Raw genomic sequence first — 13,712 nt, forward strand, 5'->3', positions numbered from 1 at the left:
GATTACATCTCCTCTGGTGCGCTTACGCCGAGCAGGTCCAGGCCGTTGGCAATCACCTGGCGCACGGCCAGGTACAGGCTGACTCTTGCGTCCCGCAGGGCGGTATCTTCAATCAGCACCTTGTGGGCGTTGTAGTAAGTATGGAACTGGCCCGCCAGCTCACGCAGGTAATGGGTGAGGTGATGCGGCTCGCGCTGGGCGGCAGAGTTGGCAATCAGTTCCGGATACTTCGCCAACTGGTTGGCCAGCTCTTTTTCTTCATCCAGAGTCAGCAGGCTCAGGTCGCCGACGCATTCGTTCATGCCACGCTGTACGCCCTCGGCGGCCAGCTTGCGCAGCACGCTGCAAATCCGGGCATGGGCATATTGGATGTAATACACCGGGTTTTCATTGGTCTGGGAGCGCGCCAGGTCGATATCGAAAGTCAACTGGGAATCCACGCGACGTGCCGCCAGGAAGAAGCGGGTGGCATCCCGGCCCACTTCGTCGATCAGATCCCGCACGGTAACGTAGCTGCCTGCGCGCTTGGAGATTTTTACTTCCTGGCCAGAGCGGGTCACCATCACCATCTGGTGCAGAACGTAATCCGGCCATCCCTGGGGGATATCTGCCTTCAGGGCCTGCAGTCCCGCGCGAACACGGGTTACGGTGGAGTGGTGGTCAGCGCCCTGCTCGTTAATTACGGTGGTAAAACCGCGCTGCCACTTGTCCAGGTGGTAGGCGACATCGGGCAGGAAGTAGGTGTAGCCGCCGTCTTTCTTGCGCATTACCCGGTCTTTGTCGTCGCCGAACTCGGTGGTTTTCAGCCACATGGCGCCATCCTGCTCATAGGTGTAACCGTTGGCCTTGAGGCGCTCAACGGTGGCTTCCACCTTGCCATCCTCGTACAGAGAGGATTCCAGGAAATACACATCGAACTGAACCCCGAAGGCTTTCAGGTCCAGGTCCTGTTCACGGCGCAGGTAGGCGACGGCGAATTCCCGGATGGCATCCCGGTCTTCCGGATCTGCTTTTGCGGTTACCTCGCGGTCATCGGCCACCACGGTTTCGCCAGCAAGGTAGGCGTTTGCCACATCGACGATGTAATCGCCCCGGTAGCCATCTTCCGGCCAGCTTTCATCTTCCGGCGTCAGGCCCTTAACGCGGGACTGCACCGAAAGGGCCAGATTGTTGATCTGCGCTCCGGCGTCGTTGTAGTAAAACTCCCGGGTAACGTTGTAACCGTTGGCTTCCAGCAAGCGGCACAGGCAATCGCCAATGGCGGCGCCCCGTCCGTGACCCACGTGCAGAGGGCCAGTGGGGTTGGCAGACACAAACTCCACCTGAACCTTTTCGCCGTTACCAGAGTTGTTGCGGCCGAACTGCTGTGCTTCGTCCAGGATAGTGTTCACAATGCCGAAGGCGCTGGCGGTGCTCATGAAAAAATTGATAAACCCCGGCCCGGCAATCTCCACTTTTTCCACGGCGGAGTTCTCAGGCAATGCAGCCACCAGGGCTTCGGCCAGCTTGCGAGGTGGGCAGCCGGCGGCTTTGGAGGCCACCAGGGCAATATTACAGGCATAGTCCCCGTGGGACTTGTCTTTGGTGTTGCCCACCTGAGGAGTGAAGCTCTGGTCTGCCGGCAGTGTGCCGTCAGACTGCAGGGTCGCCAGTGCAGACTGGAGAAGCTCGGATACGGTCTCTTTCATGCTGTCGAATGACTCGGTTTGCAGAAGAATGGGTGTCAGGGCAGGGCGCCCGTTAAAAACAGAAGGGGCGTATTATCGCGGAAAGTTGGTGTGTAAGCAAAAAGACTCAGGAAAACACGCTTGGCCAGTGACGGCGATGACAGGCGGTGAGGTTTAGCGGGGGTTTTAAAAGAAAATGGGCCTTTCCAGGCCCATTTTGTATCAGACAATATTAGTTACAAGCGGTTGGGTTATAGGGGCTCTCTGTGCCACCCGGCGGGCGTACGTCCTCATTGGTAAGGTCTGCGGACAAGCACGGGAGTATAAATTCCCTGGAGTTAGAGCTTGTGAAACCCTCAACATTGGAGGTCGCGGTCAGACGAACCCTTACCCAGCTACACTCGCCTTTTGGATAGCGAATATCGAATTCAACAGAGCCGCTGGCGTCTGTGGATACCGAGGTAGGCGCTGATGCCGGGTTGGCGATTTCAGTACCGTTTACCGGGTCCGCATGATTGGTCTGGCAGCTTTGACTTACGTTGGTAACCCAGAGGTCTCCGTTGTAGCTGTAAGTGCCCTTGTAGAATTCCAGCGGCAAAACGCTCAGTTGGACTGGCTGGTTGGTGCTGGCGTTACCATTTGCATCGGTAACCAGCACGCTCCATGGCATGTCATACACGGTTTCATTGGGTGCTGCGATGGTGTTGCCGGTGCCAAGGATGAGAGTGAGTGCTCGCCCGGCAACGGTCAAAGAAATAGAGGCCTCGTCGGTTGAGCTGTCCTGACGGGTGATGCGAGCGGTTACCTGCACGCCGTCTTTATCGCTGATACTGCTGGTGGACCGGTAGGTCGAGATCGCCCGGCCCTGGCTGTCGGTGTTGACGGTGCCTGGTGACAGGGTGCCGCCGGTGGGATCTACCAGCGTGAATTCCACGGTCGCGTTTTTAACCAGGTTACCGTTTACATCGCGAACGGTGGTAATGATGCTCGCCTCGTCGTTGGTTGATACCTGGGTCTTCGAGGCACGGATGTTCACTTCGTGGGGCGCTGAAGAGACAAACTCAATGGTGGTGTTTGCCTGAATCTGGCTGCCACCGGCGGCATCAGCGCTTGCAGTGACTTCAGCAATACCCACGTCGGAAGAGGAAATGCTGACTTGAGCGGTTCCCTGAGCGTTGGTTGTCACGGAGCTGTTGGAGAGTGTCCCACGGGTTGTGGAGAAGCGTACCGTCTGGCCGACCACGGGGGCTCCGTTCTGAGTCCAGGTGACGGACAATGCTTGTGGAGTGTCGATTTCAACTTCATTGTCAGCCAGAGTGCCGAAAGCAAAGCTGTCCGCAGAAACGTTGATGTTGATCTGTGCCGAAACCCTTGACTCGCCTTCATAGGCGGATACGACAACGGTATCTGAACCGCCGCTCGAAGCAGTCAGTTGGAACTGAACCCGGCCGGAAGCATCGGTTGTCAGTGTTGGGCTTGAGACGGTGTTCTTCTGGCTCGATACTGACACGGCGGTGTTTCCGATGCCTTGGCCTGAAGAGTCAAGCAGCCGGGCCTCGTAGCTGGCATTTGCGCCATTACTGATGGCTGAAGGCCCGGTGAGGCTCATGTTAGTTCCGGTGACGGCGATATTCACGGAGTTTGAAACGCCACCCGTAGATGCGGTCACGGAAATGGTGCGGTTGCGGGCGTCTCCCTGAGTCGAGAGTTCTGCACTCGCTTGACCTGCGTCCGTCGTGGTTTGGTTGGTAACGGTCAGTGACCCGTTATTGGAGGCATTGAAGGCCACTTCAAGACCAGGCGTAAGAATGCCATTCTGATCCCGTACAAGTGCGGTAATCTGAGCCTTGTCCTGTCCGGAAGATCCAATGGAAGGCGTGCTGGTAATAAGCTGGATGGAGCCGACCGTGACGCCCGGAGTGGTTGGTGTCCCGGAGCCGTTATCTCCACCGTTGTTATTGCTACCGCCCGCTAATGGTGTGGAGCCACTGTCGCCTCCACAAGCTATGAGCAAAAGGCTCAGCGACAATGCGGCCGCACGCGCAAGGAATTTCCATGCCATTTTATTTCTCCAGTTTTCATCGACAGCAAAAGCCATAAACCTGCGCATTCCCGCACGAGAACCGCAACCTCAGGTTTTGATCCAAGAGTAGTGGTTATAGTGCTGAAAATCATAGCACAGTCAGTTCAAACTGAATGAGTATGAATGGTGAATTCTGAAAAAGATTGTAACGAATTGCAGAATATGGACTGTGTCACGATTCGGGATGATGATCTTCAGCCAGTCTCCTGAGGGTCAACATCAACAATCCATTTGGTGCTCGCTGGCAGCTTGCATTGGTCCAGGTACTGGCAAATGTGAGTAAGCAGATGGTTGAGTTGGCGCCGGTGGTTACTGCACAGGATCAGCTGCGCCCGGTGTCGGTCGGCTTTGCGTGCAATTACCGCCGGTAGCGGCCCCCAGGTTTCTATGCCGTTCGCGGCCGTCATTGGTTTAATGCTGTCTAACAGTTGCAGGCTTGCCTGCATGGTGTCGGCTTCCGCGCGGAGTATGGCCATGGCGCGGAATGGTGGCAGGGCGCCGGTTTGGCGTTCAGTCAGAAGTTGGTCTGCCAGAGCGGCATAATTACCCTGGCAGAGCGATTTCAGCAGCGGGTGGTCGCTGTGGCAGGTCTGGATAAGCACTTTGCCGGGTTTTTCGCCCCGGCCAGCGCGGCCGCTCACTTGCAAAAGTGTCTGCACCATCTGTTCCGGCGCCCGAAAATCGACACTGAACAGGCCACCATCGGCGTTGACGACGGCAACCAGGGTCACGTTGGGAAAGTCATGGCCCTTGGCGAGCATCTGGGTGCCCACCAGTATGCAGGGCGCACCGCTGTTAACCTGAGCCAGTATATTCTGGATACTCCCTTTGCGCTGGGTGCTGTCCCTGTCTACCCGTACAATGGGGGTGTTCGGAAACTGTTCGGCCAGGGTTTCTTCTGTGCGCTCTGTGCCCTGGCCTACGGGTTTGAAGTTTTCACTCCGGCATTTGGGGCAGCTGTGGCTTGCGGCCATCTGGAAGTCGCAGTGATGGCAACGCATGGCTCTGTCCCGGCGATGGTATGTCAGTCGGGTGTCGCAGCGCGGGCATTCCTCCATGTGGCCACAATCGAAGCACATCATGATGGGGGCGAATCCCCGCCGGTTCACAAATACCAGTGCCTGCTCACCTCGTGCCAGTGTTTCCTTTATAGCGTTCAGGGTGGGGCGCGAGAGGCCGGCTTCCAGAGGGCGGCTGCGGATGTCGAGCAACTCCACTTCCGGAGGTGAGGCATTGCCAGCCCGTTGTTCCAGCCGGATAAGGTGGTATTTGCCTTGCCTGGCGTTGTGCCAGGATTCCAGCGAAGGCGTTGCTGAGCCCAGGATGACGGGGCATTGATTCAGGTGAGCCCGATACACGGCAACGTCCCGCCCCGAGTAGCGAAACCCTTCGCCCTGCTTGTAGGAGTTGTCGTGTTCTTCGTCCACAACAATGGCGCGAAGATTCGTGAACGGCAGCAAGACGGCGGAGCGGGTGCCAATCAGAATAACCGGTTCCCCATGTCGGATTCTCAGCCAGGTAGCCAGGCGTTCGCTGTCGTTCAGGGCCGAGTGCCAGGCCACAATCCGGTGGCCGAAATAACGCCGGAAGCGCTCGAGGGTCTGGGGCGTGAGGTTGATTTCGGGAACCAGTACCAGAGCCTGTTGGTCGTCCTGCAGTTTTTGTGTCAGGTAATGAAGATAGAGCTCGGTCTTGCCGCTCCCGGTGATGCCATAAAGAAGTGTGGCGCTGAAGCGATCTGTAACCTGCGGTAATTCTTTGGCCGCTGCCAGTTGCGCGGGTGAGAGTCTGGGGCCGTCTGCTGTGGCGATGCTCTCGCTGGAAGTCGGATGCTGTGGATCGCTAAGTTCGATGAGGCCTTTATCGCGAAGGCTTTTGATCTGAGGGCGGTTGAAGCCGGCTTTAACCAGTTCGCCGGTCGATATGCCGGGTGCGCGCTGGATGGCTTCCAGCAAGGCTTTCTGTCGATGGGCGTTGGCCGGCAGTGGGGCGATGTTTTGGGTGCCTTGCCAGTGTTCATCCTGTTTCTGCTGTGACGGCCGGCCTCGGCGTAATGTGGGAGGCAGGGCGGTGAACAGGCACTCACCCAAGGGGTGCTGATAGTAGTCGCTGGCCCAGCTAAGGAGTTGGAAGGTGGCTGCGGGTAAGGCGAGCCACGGCTCCAGCACTTCCAGAATGGGCTTGAGGGTAATGCCGTCTGGTGGTGTCACGCCGGTTTCCACCACAAGGCCGGTGAGGGTTTGCCTGCCAAAGGGTACTTTCACGCGTTGCCCGGGTGAGACTGTCACGGTCTCCGGGATTCGGTAATCAAAGAGTCGCCGGAGCGGGCGATTCAGGGCGATGCGAGCGGTTGAGGGCCGTGTCACGGTAACTGCGTATCCTGAAAGCGGGCAAAAGTAGGCTGGTTGCATGGTATCCGGACTGTTCCGGATGGCCAAGATACTTGCCTGTGGTCGGGTTTGTCAGTAAGATTCGCGGTCTGTTTCTGGCCGGGCTTGATTGTGCACGGTCTTTTCAATTGATTCAAACATGCGGTGCCTGGCACCTGGGCAGCAAAGATGCCCCGTGATCAGGTAGCGGCATGACCTAACGAGGTTCGCCATGAAAGAAGGTATTCACCCGAAGTACGAAGACATCACCGCTACCTGTTCCTGCGGTAATGTGATCAAAACCCGTTCCACCATCGGTCACGATCTGCAGCTGGACGTATGCTCCCAGTGCCACCCGTTCTACACCGGCAAGCAGAAGGTTATGGACACCGGTGGTCGTATCGATCGCTTCCAGAAGCGTTTCGGCAGCCGTATCGGTGGCAAGAAAGACTGATCCGCGCCGGGATGTTGAAAAAGCGCCTTTGGGCGCTTTTTTTGTGCGCCAATGAAAAATAAAGTTTGCTATATACGCAAAATGCACTATTGACTGTTCATAAAATATTCGATTTCGGCTTGTCGTTTTGGGTCGGGCGCGCCATAATGGCGCGCTCCGTTGGGCGAGCTCCAGCGGGATTTACCTTTAAACGTGACAAACGGAACAGTGGCAATGTCTCAAGATCTGAAAGAAGCAGCCCTTGAATATCACGCCAAACCGCGGCCGGGTAAGCTGAGTGTTGAAATCACGAAGCCGACCCAGACTTCCCGCGACCTCTCCCTGGCGTACAGCCCCGGGGTTGCCGAACCGGTCCGCGAGATCGCGAAGGACCCCGAGAACGCTTACAAATACACAGCCAAGGGTAACCTGGTTGCCGTGATTTCTGACGGTACCGCTATCCTGGGTCTGGGTAATCTCGGCCCTCTGGCGAGCAAGCCGGTTATGGAAGGCAAGGGCGTACTGTTCAAGCGCTTTGCCGGAATTGACGTCTTCGACATCGAGGTTAATTCCGAAAGCCCGCAAGCGTTTATTGAAACTGTTGAGCGCATCGCCGATACCTTCGGTGGTATCAACCTCGAGGACATCAAAGCACCGGAGTGCTTCGAGATTGAGCGTGCGCTGATTGAAAAGTGTAACGTGCCCATCTTCCACGATGACCAGCACGGTACCGCTATTGTAACTGCGGCCGGCATGATCAATGCTCTTGAGCTGCAGGGCAAGAAAATTGAAGAGGCAAAGGTGGTATGTCTGGGCGCCGGTGCGGCCGCCATTGCCTGCATGAAGTTGCTGATCAGCTGCGGTATGCGCTCTGAGAACATCTTCATGCTCGACCGTAAGGGTGTGATCCACTCTGGTCGTGATGATCTGAACCAGTACAAGGCGATGTTCGCCAACGATACCGACAGGCGTACTCTGGACGACGCCATCGACGGTGCCGACGTGTTCTTGGGTCTGTCCGGCCCGGACCTTCTGACTGCCGAGCAATTGGCGAAAATGGCGCCGAACCCGGTGGTGTTTGCCTGTTCCAACCCGGATCCGGAAATCAGCCCGGAAGTGGCCCTGGCTACCCGTGATGATCTGATCATGGCGACAGGTCGCTCTGACTATCCGAACCAGGTGAACAACGTGCTTGGCTTCCCGTTCATTTTCCGTGGTGCACTGGATGTACGTGCAACCGCTATCAACGAGGAAATGAAGGTTGCCGCGGTTAACGCAATCCGTGAACTGGCCAAAGAGCCGGTGCCGCAGGAAATCTGTGAAGCCTACGGTGTTGATTCGTTCGAATTCGGTAAGGAATACATCATTCCAAAGCCGATGGATGTTCGTCTGCTGGAAGTGGTGCCGGCCGCCGTGGCCCGTGCTGCGGTAGATTCCGGTGTTGCGCGTAATCCGTACCCTGCGCATTACCCGCTGAAGTCTATGGACGACATCATCTGATCGGGATGTAGTCTGGCTTCAAAAAAAACCGGCGGAGATCCCGCCGGTTTTTTTGTGCGTCCTGCTTGGGTGGTGCTGCGACAGATCAGAAGATCTGCCGAGACAGGTCGTCCCCGTTACCGTTGTCGCCGTTCCCTCCGATACTCTCGGCTGGCAGAGGCGAGGGTGCGTCTTCTTCCTTGAATATCTCGAACACGGCTTCTTCGCCGGGCCTGGCTCTTTCTCCGGTTTCCGGATTGATGCGGATATTCACGATGCCGTTGGGCCTGGGCATGGTGGCTGCTGGCTGGTCTGCCAGTGCTACTTTCATATAGTCGACCCATATCGGCAGTGCGGTACTGGCGCCATACTCGCCCCGACCCAGAGGGGAGGGTTGGTCAAATCCGACCCAGACGGTAGTTGCGATATCGTGGTTGAAGCCCGCGAACCAGGTGTCTTTCTGCTCGTTGGTGGTGCCCGTCTTGCCGGCAATGTCGCTGCGATTCAGGGCCAGGGCGCGACGTCCCGTTCCCCGGCGAACCACGTCCTGCATCATCGAGTGCATGATGTAGATTGATCGTTCGTCGGCCAGGCGTTGCATAATCCGTGGTTCGGTTGTGTTCTCCTCGGCTGCGGAGGCTGGCAGTGTCATGCCTTCAATTTCGGGTGGTTGCTCCGAAGTGCTTTGTTCGGCATCGGCGAACTGCGTCTGGGAGGCGTCGCAGTTCTCGTCGCATAATATGGTCTTCGGGGCTTCATAGACCATGGTGCCGTCCCATTCCTCGATTCGTTCAATCAGGTAGGGCTGTACGTCGTAACCGCCATTGGCGATTACCGCAAAGCCTCTTGCCAGCTCCATGGGTGTCAGCAGGCCGCTGCCCAGCGAGAGCGAGAGGTTGGAGGGCATGTTTTCAGTCGGGAGTTTGAGTTGCTTCAGGTAGCTGAGGGCGGTGTTGATGCCCAGGTCTCTCAGCAGGCGGATGGAAACCAGGTTGCGGGAGCGGTAAAGGCCCTCGCGCAATGTGGTTGGTCCGTAGAACTGGCCCGATGAGTTTTGTGGTCGCCATGCGGTTTCAAGTTCGGAGTCTTCGAATACGATCGGAGCGTCGTTGTAGATGGTCGCCGGTGTTCGGCCGTTTTCCAGCGCGGAAAGGTACAGGAACGGCTTGAACGTTGAGCCTGGTTGGCGGCTGGCCTGGGTGGCGCGATTGTACTTGCTCTGGTTGAAGCTGTAGCCTCCCGCCAAAGCTTCAATAGCGCCGGTTTTGGCTTCCAGGGAGATGAGTGCGCCCTCGATTCGGGGGGCTTGCGCCAGGGATACTCGCAGTTCGGTGACGGACTGCGTGGGGGCGCTCTCGCTGCCAGATTCTGCCTCAGAGTCTTTAATCTGTGGCAGTTGGTCAACTTTTACATAGATGACCTCCCCGGGGTTGACTACATCCGAAGGTTTTTCTGGTTCGGGGCCGGTGATGCTCTCGGTTCGGAATCGGCGTGCCCAGGTCATGGTTTCAAAGGGCATGACGCCGGGGCCCAGGCGCCGGGCATGTACTTTTACTTCGTTCTTTTCGTCGTCTATTGATGTCACAACGGCTGGTACCAGCGTTTCAACCCGCGGGTAGTTCTGCATCTTGTCCGACAGTTCGGCCGGGGTCAGGCCTTCAATGTCGAACTGTCCGGTGGGGCCCCGGAAACCGTGCCGGCGGTCATAGGCTTCGAGGCCTGCCCTCAGGGCTTCGGTAGCGGTTTGTTGCTTGTCGCTGTCAACGGTGAGGGTCACGCTGTAGCCATCGGTGTAAGCATTCTCTCCGTAGCGGCGAACCATTTCGGCCCGGGCCATCTCGGCCACATAGTCTGCATCCACTTCGGCGTCACGAGTGTTATAGCTGGCGGTCAGTGGTGCTTTGCTGGCCAGAGACCAGGCGTCTTCGGTGATGTAGCCCAGGTCTTTCATTCTGCCGAGAATCCAGTTACGGCGAATCAGGGCCCGCTCCGGATTTGCCAGGGGGTTGTAGGCAGAGGGCGCTTTGGGGAGGCCGGCCAGCATTGCCATCTGGGCCAGTGACAGTTCTGTCACCGGTTTGTCGTAGTAAACCTGGGCGGCAGCGGCGATTCCATAGGCCCGGTTGCCGAGGTAGATCTTGTTCAGATAGAGCTCAAGAATCCTGTTTTTATCCAGTTCACGTTCAATCTGAAGAGCCAGCAGTATCTCGTTGAACTTTCGTATGAAGGTCCGGTCGCGTGACAAAAAGTAATTTTTTGCAACCTGCATGGTGATGGTGCTGCCGCCAGACTGGATTTCTCCGGTGGTGATCAGTTCCACTGCAGCCCGCGTCAGGCCTTTAATGTCGACTCCGAAGTGCTCGTAAAACCGCGCGTCTTCCGCTGCCAGGAAGGCTTGTAACTGAATTGTAGGGATCTGTTCTATTGTGATCGGTGCCCTTCTCTTTTCACCGAATTCTGCTATTAATCTGTTGTCTTTGCTATACACCCGAAGCGGCGTCTGCAGCCGGACATCCAGCAATTGCTCCACCGGTGGCAGATTGGGCCGAAGATAAAGATACAGGCTTGAGGAAATAATAATGGCGACACTCAGGCCGGTAAGAAAGAACCAGGCAAAAACGCGAGATGTACGCAACAAATGAGACATTTTTTTCTGACAACTGTTGGATATAGGTCTATTATTTGAGAAATTGCTTTAGGAAGGTTCGGTCGCCTCGCCGTCTGCAATGTCTCCCGAAATTCGAGAGATTGCATTGTAGACGGAATAAATAAGAAATTCTCTTACATAAAAAACACATAGAACGCCTCTGAAATGATCGCCTTTACAGGGAGTGGTTCAGGGGTTCCAACGCCGGGTGCATTTAACCAGGTATAGGGTGAGCGCGTGTTCGGATTACCAGGAAAAAAATCCAGTGCCGTCCTTGGAGTGGATGTAAGCTCCAGTTCGGTCAAGCTGCTAGAGCTGTCAAAACATGGCGATCGATACAAGGTCGAGAGCTATGCGGTAGAGCCGTTGCCGGCCAATGCAGTTGTTGAAAAAAACATCACAGACGTCGAAGCGGTTGGGGAAGTGCTCAAACGTGTCGCGTCCAAGTCACGTACCAGTGTGAAGCAGGTGGCTGTTGCTGTTTCCGGCTCGGCGGTGATCACCAAGGTTATCCAGATGGACGGTGGTCTCAACGAGTTTGAAATGGAAGACCAGATTGCGCTGGAAGCCGATCAGTACATTCCTTACCCCCTCGATGAAGTGGCGATCGATTTCGAAGTCCAGGGCCCGTCTGAATCCAACCCGGATCAGGTGGATGTGCTGCTGGCGGCCTGCCGTAAGGAAAACGTCGACATCCGCGAAGATGCCCTGGAAATTGCAGGGCTGACAACCAAGATTGTCGACGTGGAAGCCTATGCTCTGGAGCGGGCTTACAGCCTGATTGAGCCTCAGCTCGACTCTCAGGGAGAAGAGTTGGTGGTTGCCATCGTTGATATTGGCGCGACCATGACAACTCTGAGTGTGCTGGCAGAGGGTAAGACGGTCTATACCCGTGAGCAGATTTTTGGCGGAAAGCAGCTGACGGAAGAAATTCAGCGTCGTTACGGATTGTCGCTCGAAGAAGCGGGTCTGGCCAAGAAGCAGGGTGGTTTGCCAGACGACTACAACGAGGAAGTCCTGACCCCGTTCCGGGAAGCGGTTGTTCAGCAAGTGGCGCGGGCGCTGCAGTTCTTCTTCGGCGCGAGTCAGTACAACGCGGTGGATTACGTGGTGCTTGCCGGAGGAACAGCGTCGATTCAGGGGCTCACGGAAATGGTGGAAGAGAAAACTGGAACGCCAACCCTGGTGGCCAATCCATTTGCCAATATGGCGGTGGGCTCCCGGGTTAACGCCTCTGCGCTAAGCAATGATGCCCCCTCGTTGATGATTGCCTGCGGTCTGGCAATGAGGAGTTTCGACTGATGGCAAAGATTAACCTCAGACCCTGGCGGGAAGAGCTTCGCGCCGAGAAGCAGAAACAGTTTGTTGTGATGATACTGGGCGCCGTGATTATCGCGGGTGGCCTGGCTTTCCTCTGGAAATCGGATATGGACAGCCGGATTGCCTATCAGCAATCCCGTAATGCCTATATTGAGACTGCAACCAAAGAGCTGGACAAGCAGATCAAGGAGATTGAAAACCTCAAGCGTCAGCGCGATGAATTGCTGGCACGCATGCAGGTGATTCAGGATCTTCAGGGTAAGCGACCGGTGATTGTGCGGGTGTTCGATGAATTGGTGAGGACTCTCCCGGACGGGCTTTACTACACTGATCTCAAGAAAGCCGGTGAGCGGCTCGATATCGTGGGTATGGCCGAGTCAAACAGCCGGATTTCGAACCTGATGCGTCAGTTCGAGGATTCGGAATGGTTTGCCAATCCCAATCTGACCAATGTGGCTGCAGCAGACAGCGCCCGGTCCGGATACAGCCAGTTCAATCTCTCTGTCCAGCAGCGGACGCCTGAGCCCGAAGGGGAGGATAACTGATGAGCCTCGCGGACTCTCTGAAAAGTCTTAATGAATTCGATATCAATGACCTGGATATCAACAATGCCGGCATCTGGCCGGCTCCGGTCAAAGCCATTGTGGTGTTGATTGTCTTCGGCCTGATACTGGGTGGCGGTTACTGGTTCTTTGTCAAAGATCAGTATGCCCAGCTCGATCAGGTGGAACGAAAAGAGCAGGAGCTCAAGCAGCGCTACGAGCAGAAGGCCTATCAGGTAGCGAACCTGGATGTGTTCAAGGCCCAGATGGAAGAAATGGAAGAAACCTTTGGAGCCCTGGTACGTCAGTTGCCTAGTGAAACCGAGGTGCCTGGCCTGTTGGAAGATATTACCAATACGGCGTTAGGAAGCGGTTTGGCGTTGCAGGAAGTCAAACTTCAGCCGGAGCAGCAGCGAGACTTCTATTCGGAGCTTCCCATTAATATTCGGGTGTCAGGTTCTTATCATGAGCTGGCTTCCTTCGTAAGCAGCGTGGCGAGCCTGCCGCGTATCGTGACGCTGCACGATCTAACCATCAAACCAATTGGCGGAGACGGAGACCAGCTTGATATGCAGGTGGTTGCACGTACTTACCGCTACCGGGCTGGAGAATGAGCATGACAGGAAAGCATGCGGGAAAGGCCTGGCTGGGTGTGTGTCTGGCGTCTTTGCTGACGGCTTGTTCCCAGGGAAACGGTTTCTCGGATCTCGACAAGTTCATGGCAGATACCCGGGCCAAGCCTCGTGGACACGTGGAGCCTTTGCCGGAGTTTAAAGCCTATGAGGCTTTCAGTTACTCGGCGGCAGACCGTCGCGCACCTTTTGAGCCGCCGGTGGATGTCCAACTTACGATGGTTGATGAGCAACCGGTCAGTGACGTAGAGCCGGACCTGGATCGGCCGCGCGAGGTGCTTGAGAACTTTGATCTGAAGTCGTTGACCATGGTAGGCACGCTTCAAGGGGTTGAGGGCAATCTGTTCGCGTTGGTGCGCGATGATATGGGTGGCATTCACCGTGTTCGCACCGGCAATTATATGGGGCAGAACTATGGCCGTATTGTGGGTGTCAGTGAAACCCGCATTGAACTAATTGAAATCGTTCCGAATGGCCGGGGTGGATGGGTAGAACGCCCGCGCTCCCTGTCTTTGGATGAAGGCTGAGGAGCGGTAACGG

Annotated in this window: 10 protein-coding genes; 6 read left to right on the forward strand and 4 right to left on the reverse strand. The window is 56.2% G+C overall.

Features of this window, described 5'->3' with window-relative positions:
* Positions 1 to 2: 2 nt before the first annotated feature.
* The 3 genes from argS to MARHY_RS03325 form a co-directional block, all read right to left on the reverse strand.
* Positions 3 to 1,688, reverse strand: coding sequence for an arginine--tRNA ligase (argS, locus tag MARHY_RS03315; RefSeq protein WP_014420563.1), 1,686 nt, complete (start codon positions 1,686 to 1,688; stop codon positions 3 to 5).
* 211 nt (positions 1,689 to 1,899) lie between these two features.
* Positions 1,900 to 3,729, reverse strand: a complete 1,830-nt coding sequence (locus tag MARHY_RS03320) for an Ig-like domain-containing protein (protein WP_158011869.1) — start codon at positions 3,727 to 3,729, stop codon at positions 1,900 to 1,902.
* A 215-nt stretch (positions 3,730 to 3,944) separates the two neighbouring features.
* Positions 3,945 to 6,116 carry a primosomal protein N' gene (locus MARHY_RS03325; protein ID WP_041654562.1) on the reverse strand — a complete coding sequence of 724 codons (2,172 nt, stop codon included), beginning with the start codon at positions 6,114 to 6,116 and terminating at the stop codon, positions 3,945 to 3,947.
* A 235-nt stretch (positions 6,117 to 6,351) separates the two neighbouring features.
* On the opposite strand from MARHY_RS03325, the gene rpmE reads away from it, so the two are divergent.
* Both rpmE and MARHY_RS03335 read left to right on the forward strand, forming a co-directional pair.
* Complete coding sequence (gene rpmE, locus MARHY_RS03330) at positions 6,352 to 6,573, forward strand: 50S ribosomal protein L31 (protein ID WP_014420566.1); 222 nt, start codon at positions 6,352 to 6,354, stop codon at positions 6,571 to 6,573.
* 213 nt (positions 6,574 to 6,786) lie between these two features.
* On the forward strand, positions 6,787 to 8,052 hold the full coding sequence (locus MARHY_RS03335) for a malic enzyme-like NAD(P)-binding protein (protein ID WP_041654564.1): 1,266 nt from the start codon (positions 6,787 to 6,789) through the stop codon (positions 8,050 to 8,052).
* A gap of 85 nt (positions 8,053 to 8,137) precedes the next feature.
* Here MARHY_RS03335 and MARHY_RS03340 read toward each other — a convergent pair whose 3' ends face one another.
* Positions 8,138 to 10,678 carry a penicillin-binding protein 1A gene (locus MARHY_RS03340; RefSeq protein ID WP_014420568.1) on the reverse strand — a complete coding sequence of 847 codons (2,541 nt, stop codon included), beginning with the start codon at positions 10,676 to 10,678 and terminating at the stop codon, positions 8,138 to 8,140.
* 237 nt (positions 10,679 to 10,915) lie between these two features.
* Between MARHY_RS03340 and MARHY_RS03345 the strand changes: the two genes are divergently transcribed.
* The 4 genes from MARHY_RS03345 to MARHY_RS03360 are packed head-to-tail and all read left to right on the forward strand — an operon-like array spanning position 10,916 to position 13,699.
* Positions 10,916 to 11,980: a pilus assembly protein PilM gene (locus tag MARHY_RS03345; protein WP_011784345.1), complete on the forward strand. Its 1,065-nt coding sequence runs from the start codon at positions 10,916 to 10,918 to the stop codon at positions 11,978 to 11,980.
* A complete protein-coding gene (locus MARHY_RS03350; protein WP_014420569.1) occupies positions 11,980 to 12,543 on the forward strand; it encodes a PilN domain-containing protein in 564 nt (187 codons plus the stop codon). The genes MARHY_RS03345 and MARHY_RS03350 overlap by 1 nt, the downstream gene beginning before the upstream one ends.
* Entirely contained in the window at positions 12,543 to 13,154 is a 612-nt protein-coding gene (locus MARHY_RS03355) for a type IV pilus inner membrane component PilO (RefSeq protein ID WP_014420570.1), read from the forward strand. The genes MARHY_RS03350 and MARHY_RS03355 overlap by 1 nt, the downstream gene beginning before the upstream one ends.
* 2 nt (positions 13,155 to 13,156) lie before the next feature.
* A complete protein-coding gene (locus tag MARHY_RS03360) occupies positions 13,157 to 13,699 on the forward strand; it encodes a pilus assembly protein PilP (RefSeq protein ID WP_023007639.1) in 543 nt (180 codons plus the stop codon).
* Positions 13,700 to 13,712: the final 13 nt, after the last annotated feature.

Source organism: Marinobacter nauticus ATCC 49840, from assembly GCF_000284615.1.
Classification (GTDB): Bacteria; Pseudomonadota; Gammaproteobacteria; order Pseudomonadales; family Oleiphilaceae; genus Marinobacter; species Marinobacter nauticus.

Coding starts and splice junctions, on each gene's coding strand:
- MARHY_RS03350 (WP_014420569.1), top strand. CDS start 11,980: ATGGCAAAGATTAACCTCAGACCCTGGCGGGAAGAGCTTCGCGCCGAG.
- MARHY_RS03340 (WP_014420568.1), bottom strand. CDS start 10,678: ATGTCTCATTTGTTGCGTACATCTCGCGTTTTTGCCTGGTTCTTTCTT.
- argS (WP_014420563.1), bottom strand. CDS start 1,688: ATGAAAGAGACCGTATCCGAGCTTCTCCAGTCTGCACTGGCGACCCTG.
- MARHY_RS03360 (WP_023007639.1), top strand. CDS start 13,157: ATGACAGGAAAGCATGCGGGAAAGGCCTGGCTGGGTGTGTGTCTGGCG.
- MARHY_RS03320 (WP_158011869.1), bottom strand. CDS start 3,729: ATGGCATGGAAATTCCTTGCGCGTGCGGCCGCATTGTCGCTGAGCCTT.
- MARHY_RS03355 (WP_014420570.1), top strand. CDS start 12,543: ATGAGCCTCGCGGACTCTCTGAAAAGTCTTAATGAATTCGATATCAAT.
- MARHY_RS03335 (WP_041654564.1), top strand. CDS start 6,787: ATGTCTCAAGATCTGAAAGAAGCAGCCCTTGAATATCACGCCAAACCG.
- rpmE (WP_014420566.1), top strand. CDS start 6,352: ATGAAAGAAGGTATTCACCCGAAGTACGAAGACATCACCGCTACCTGT.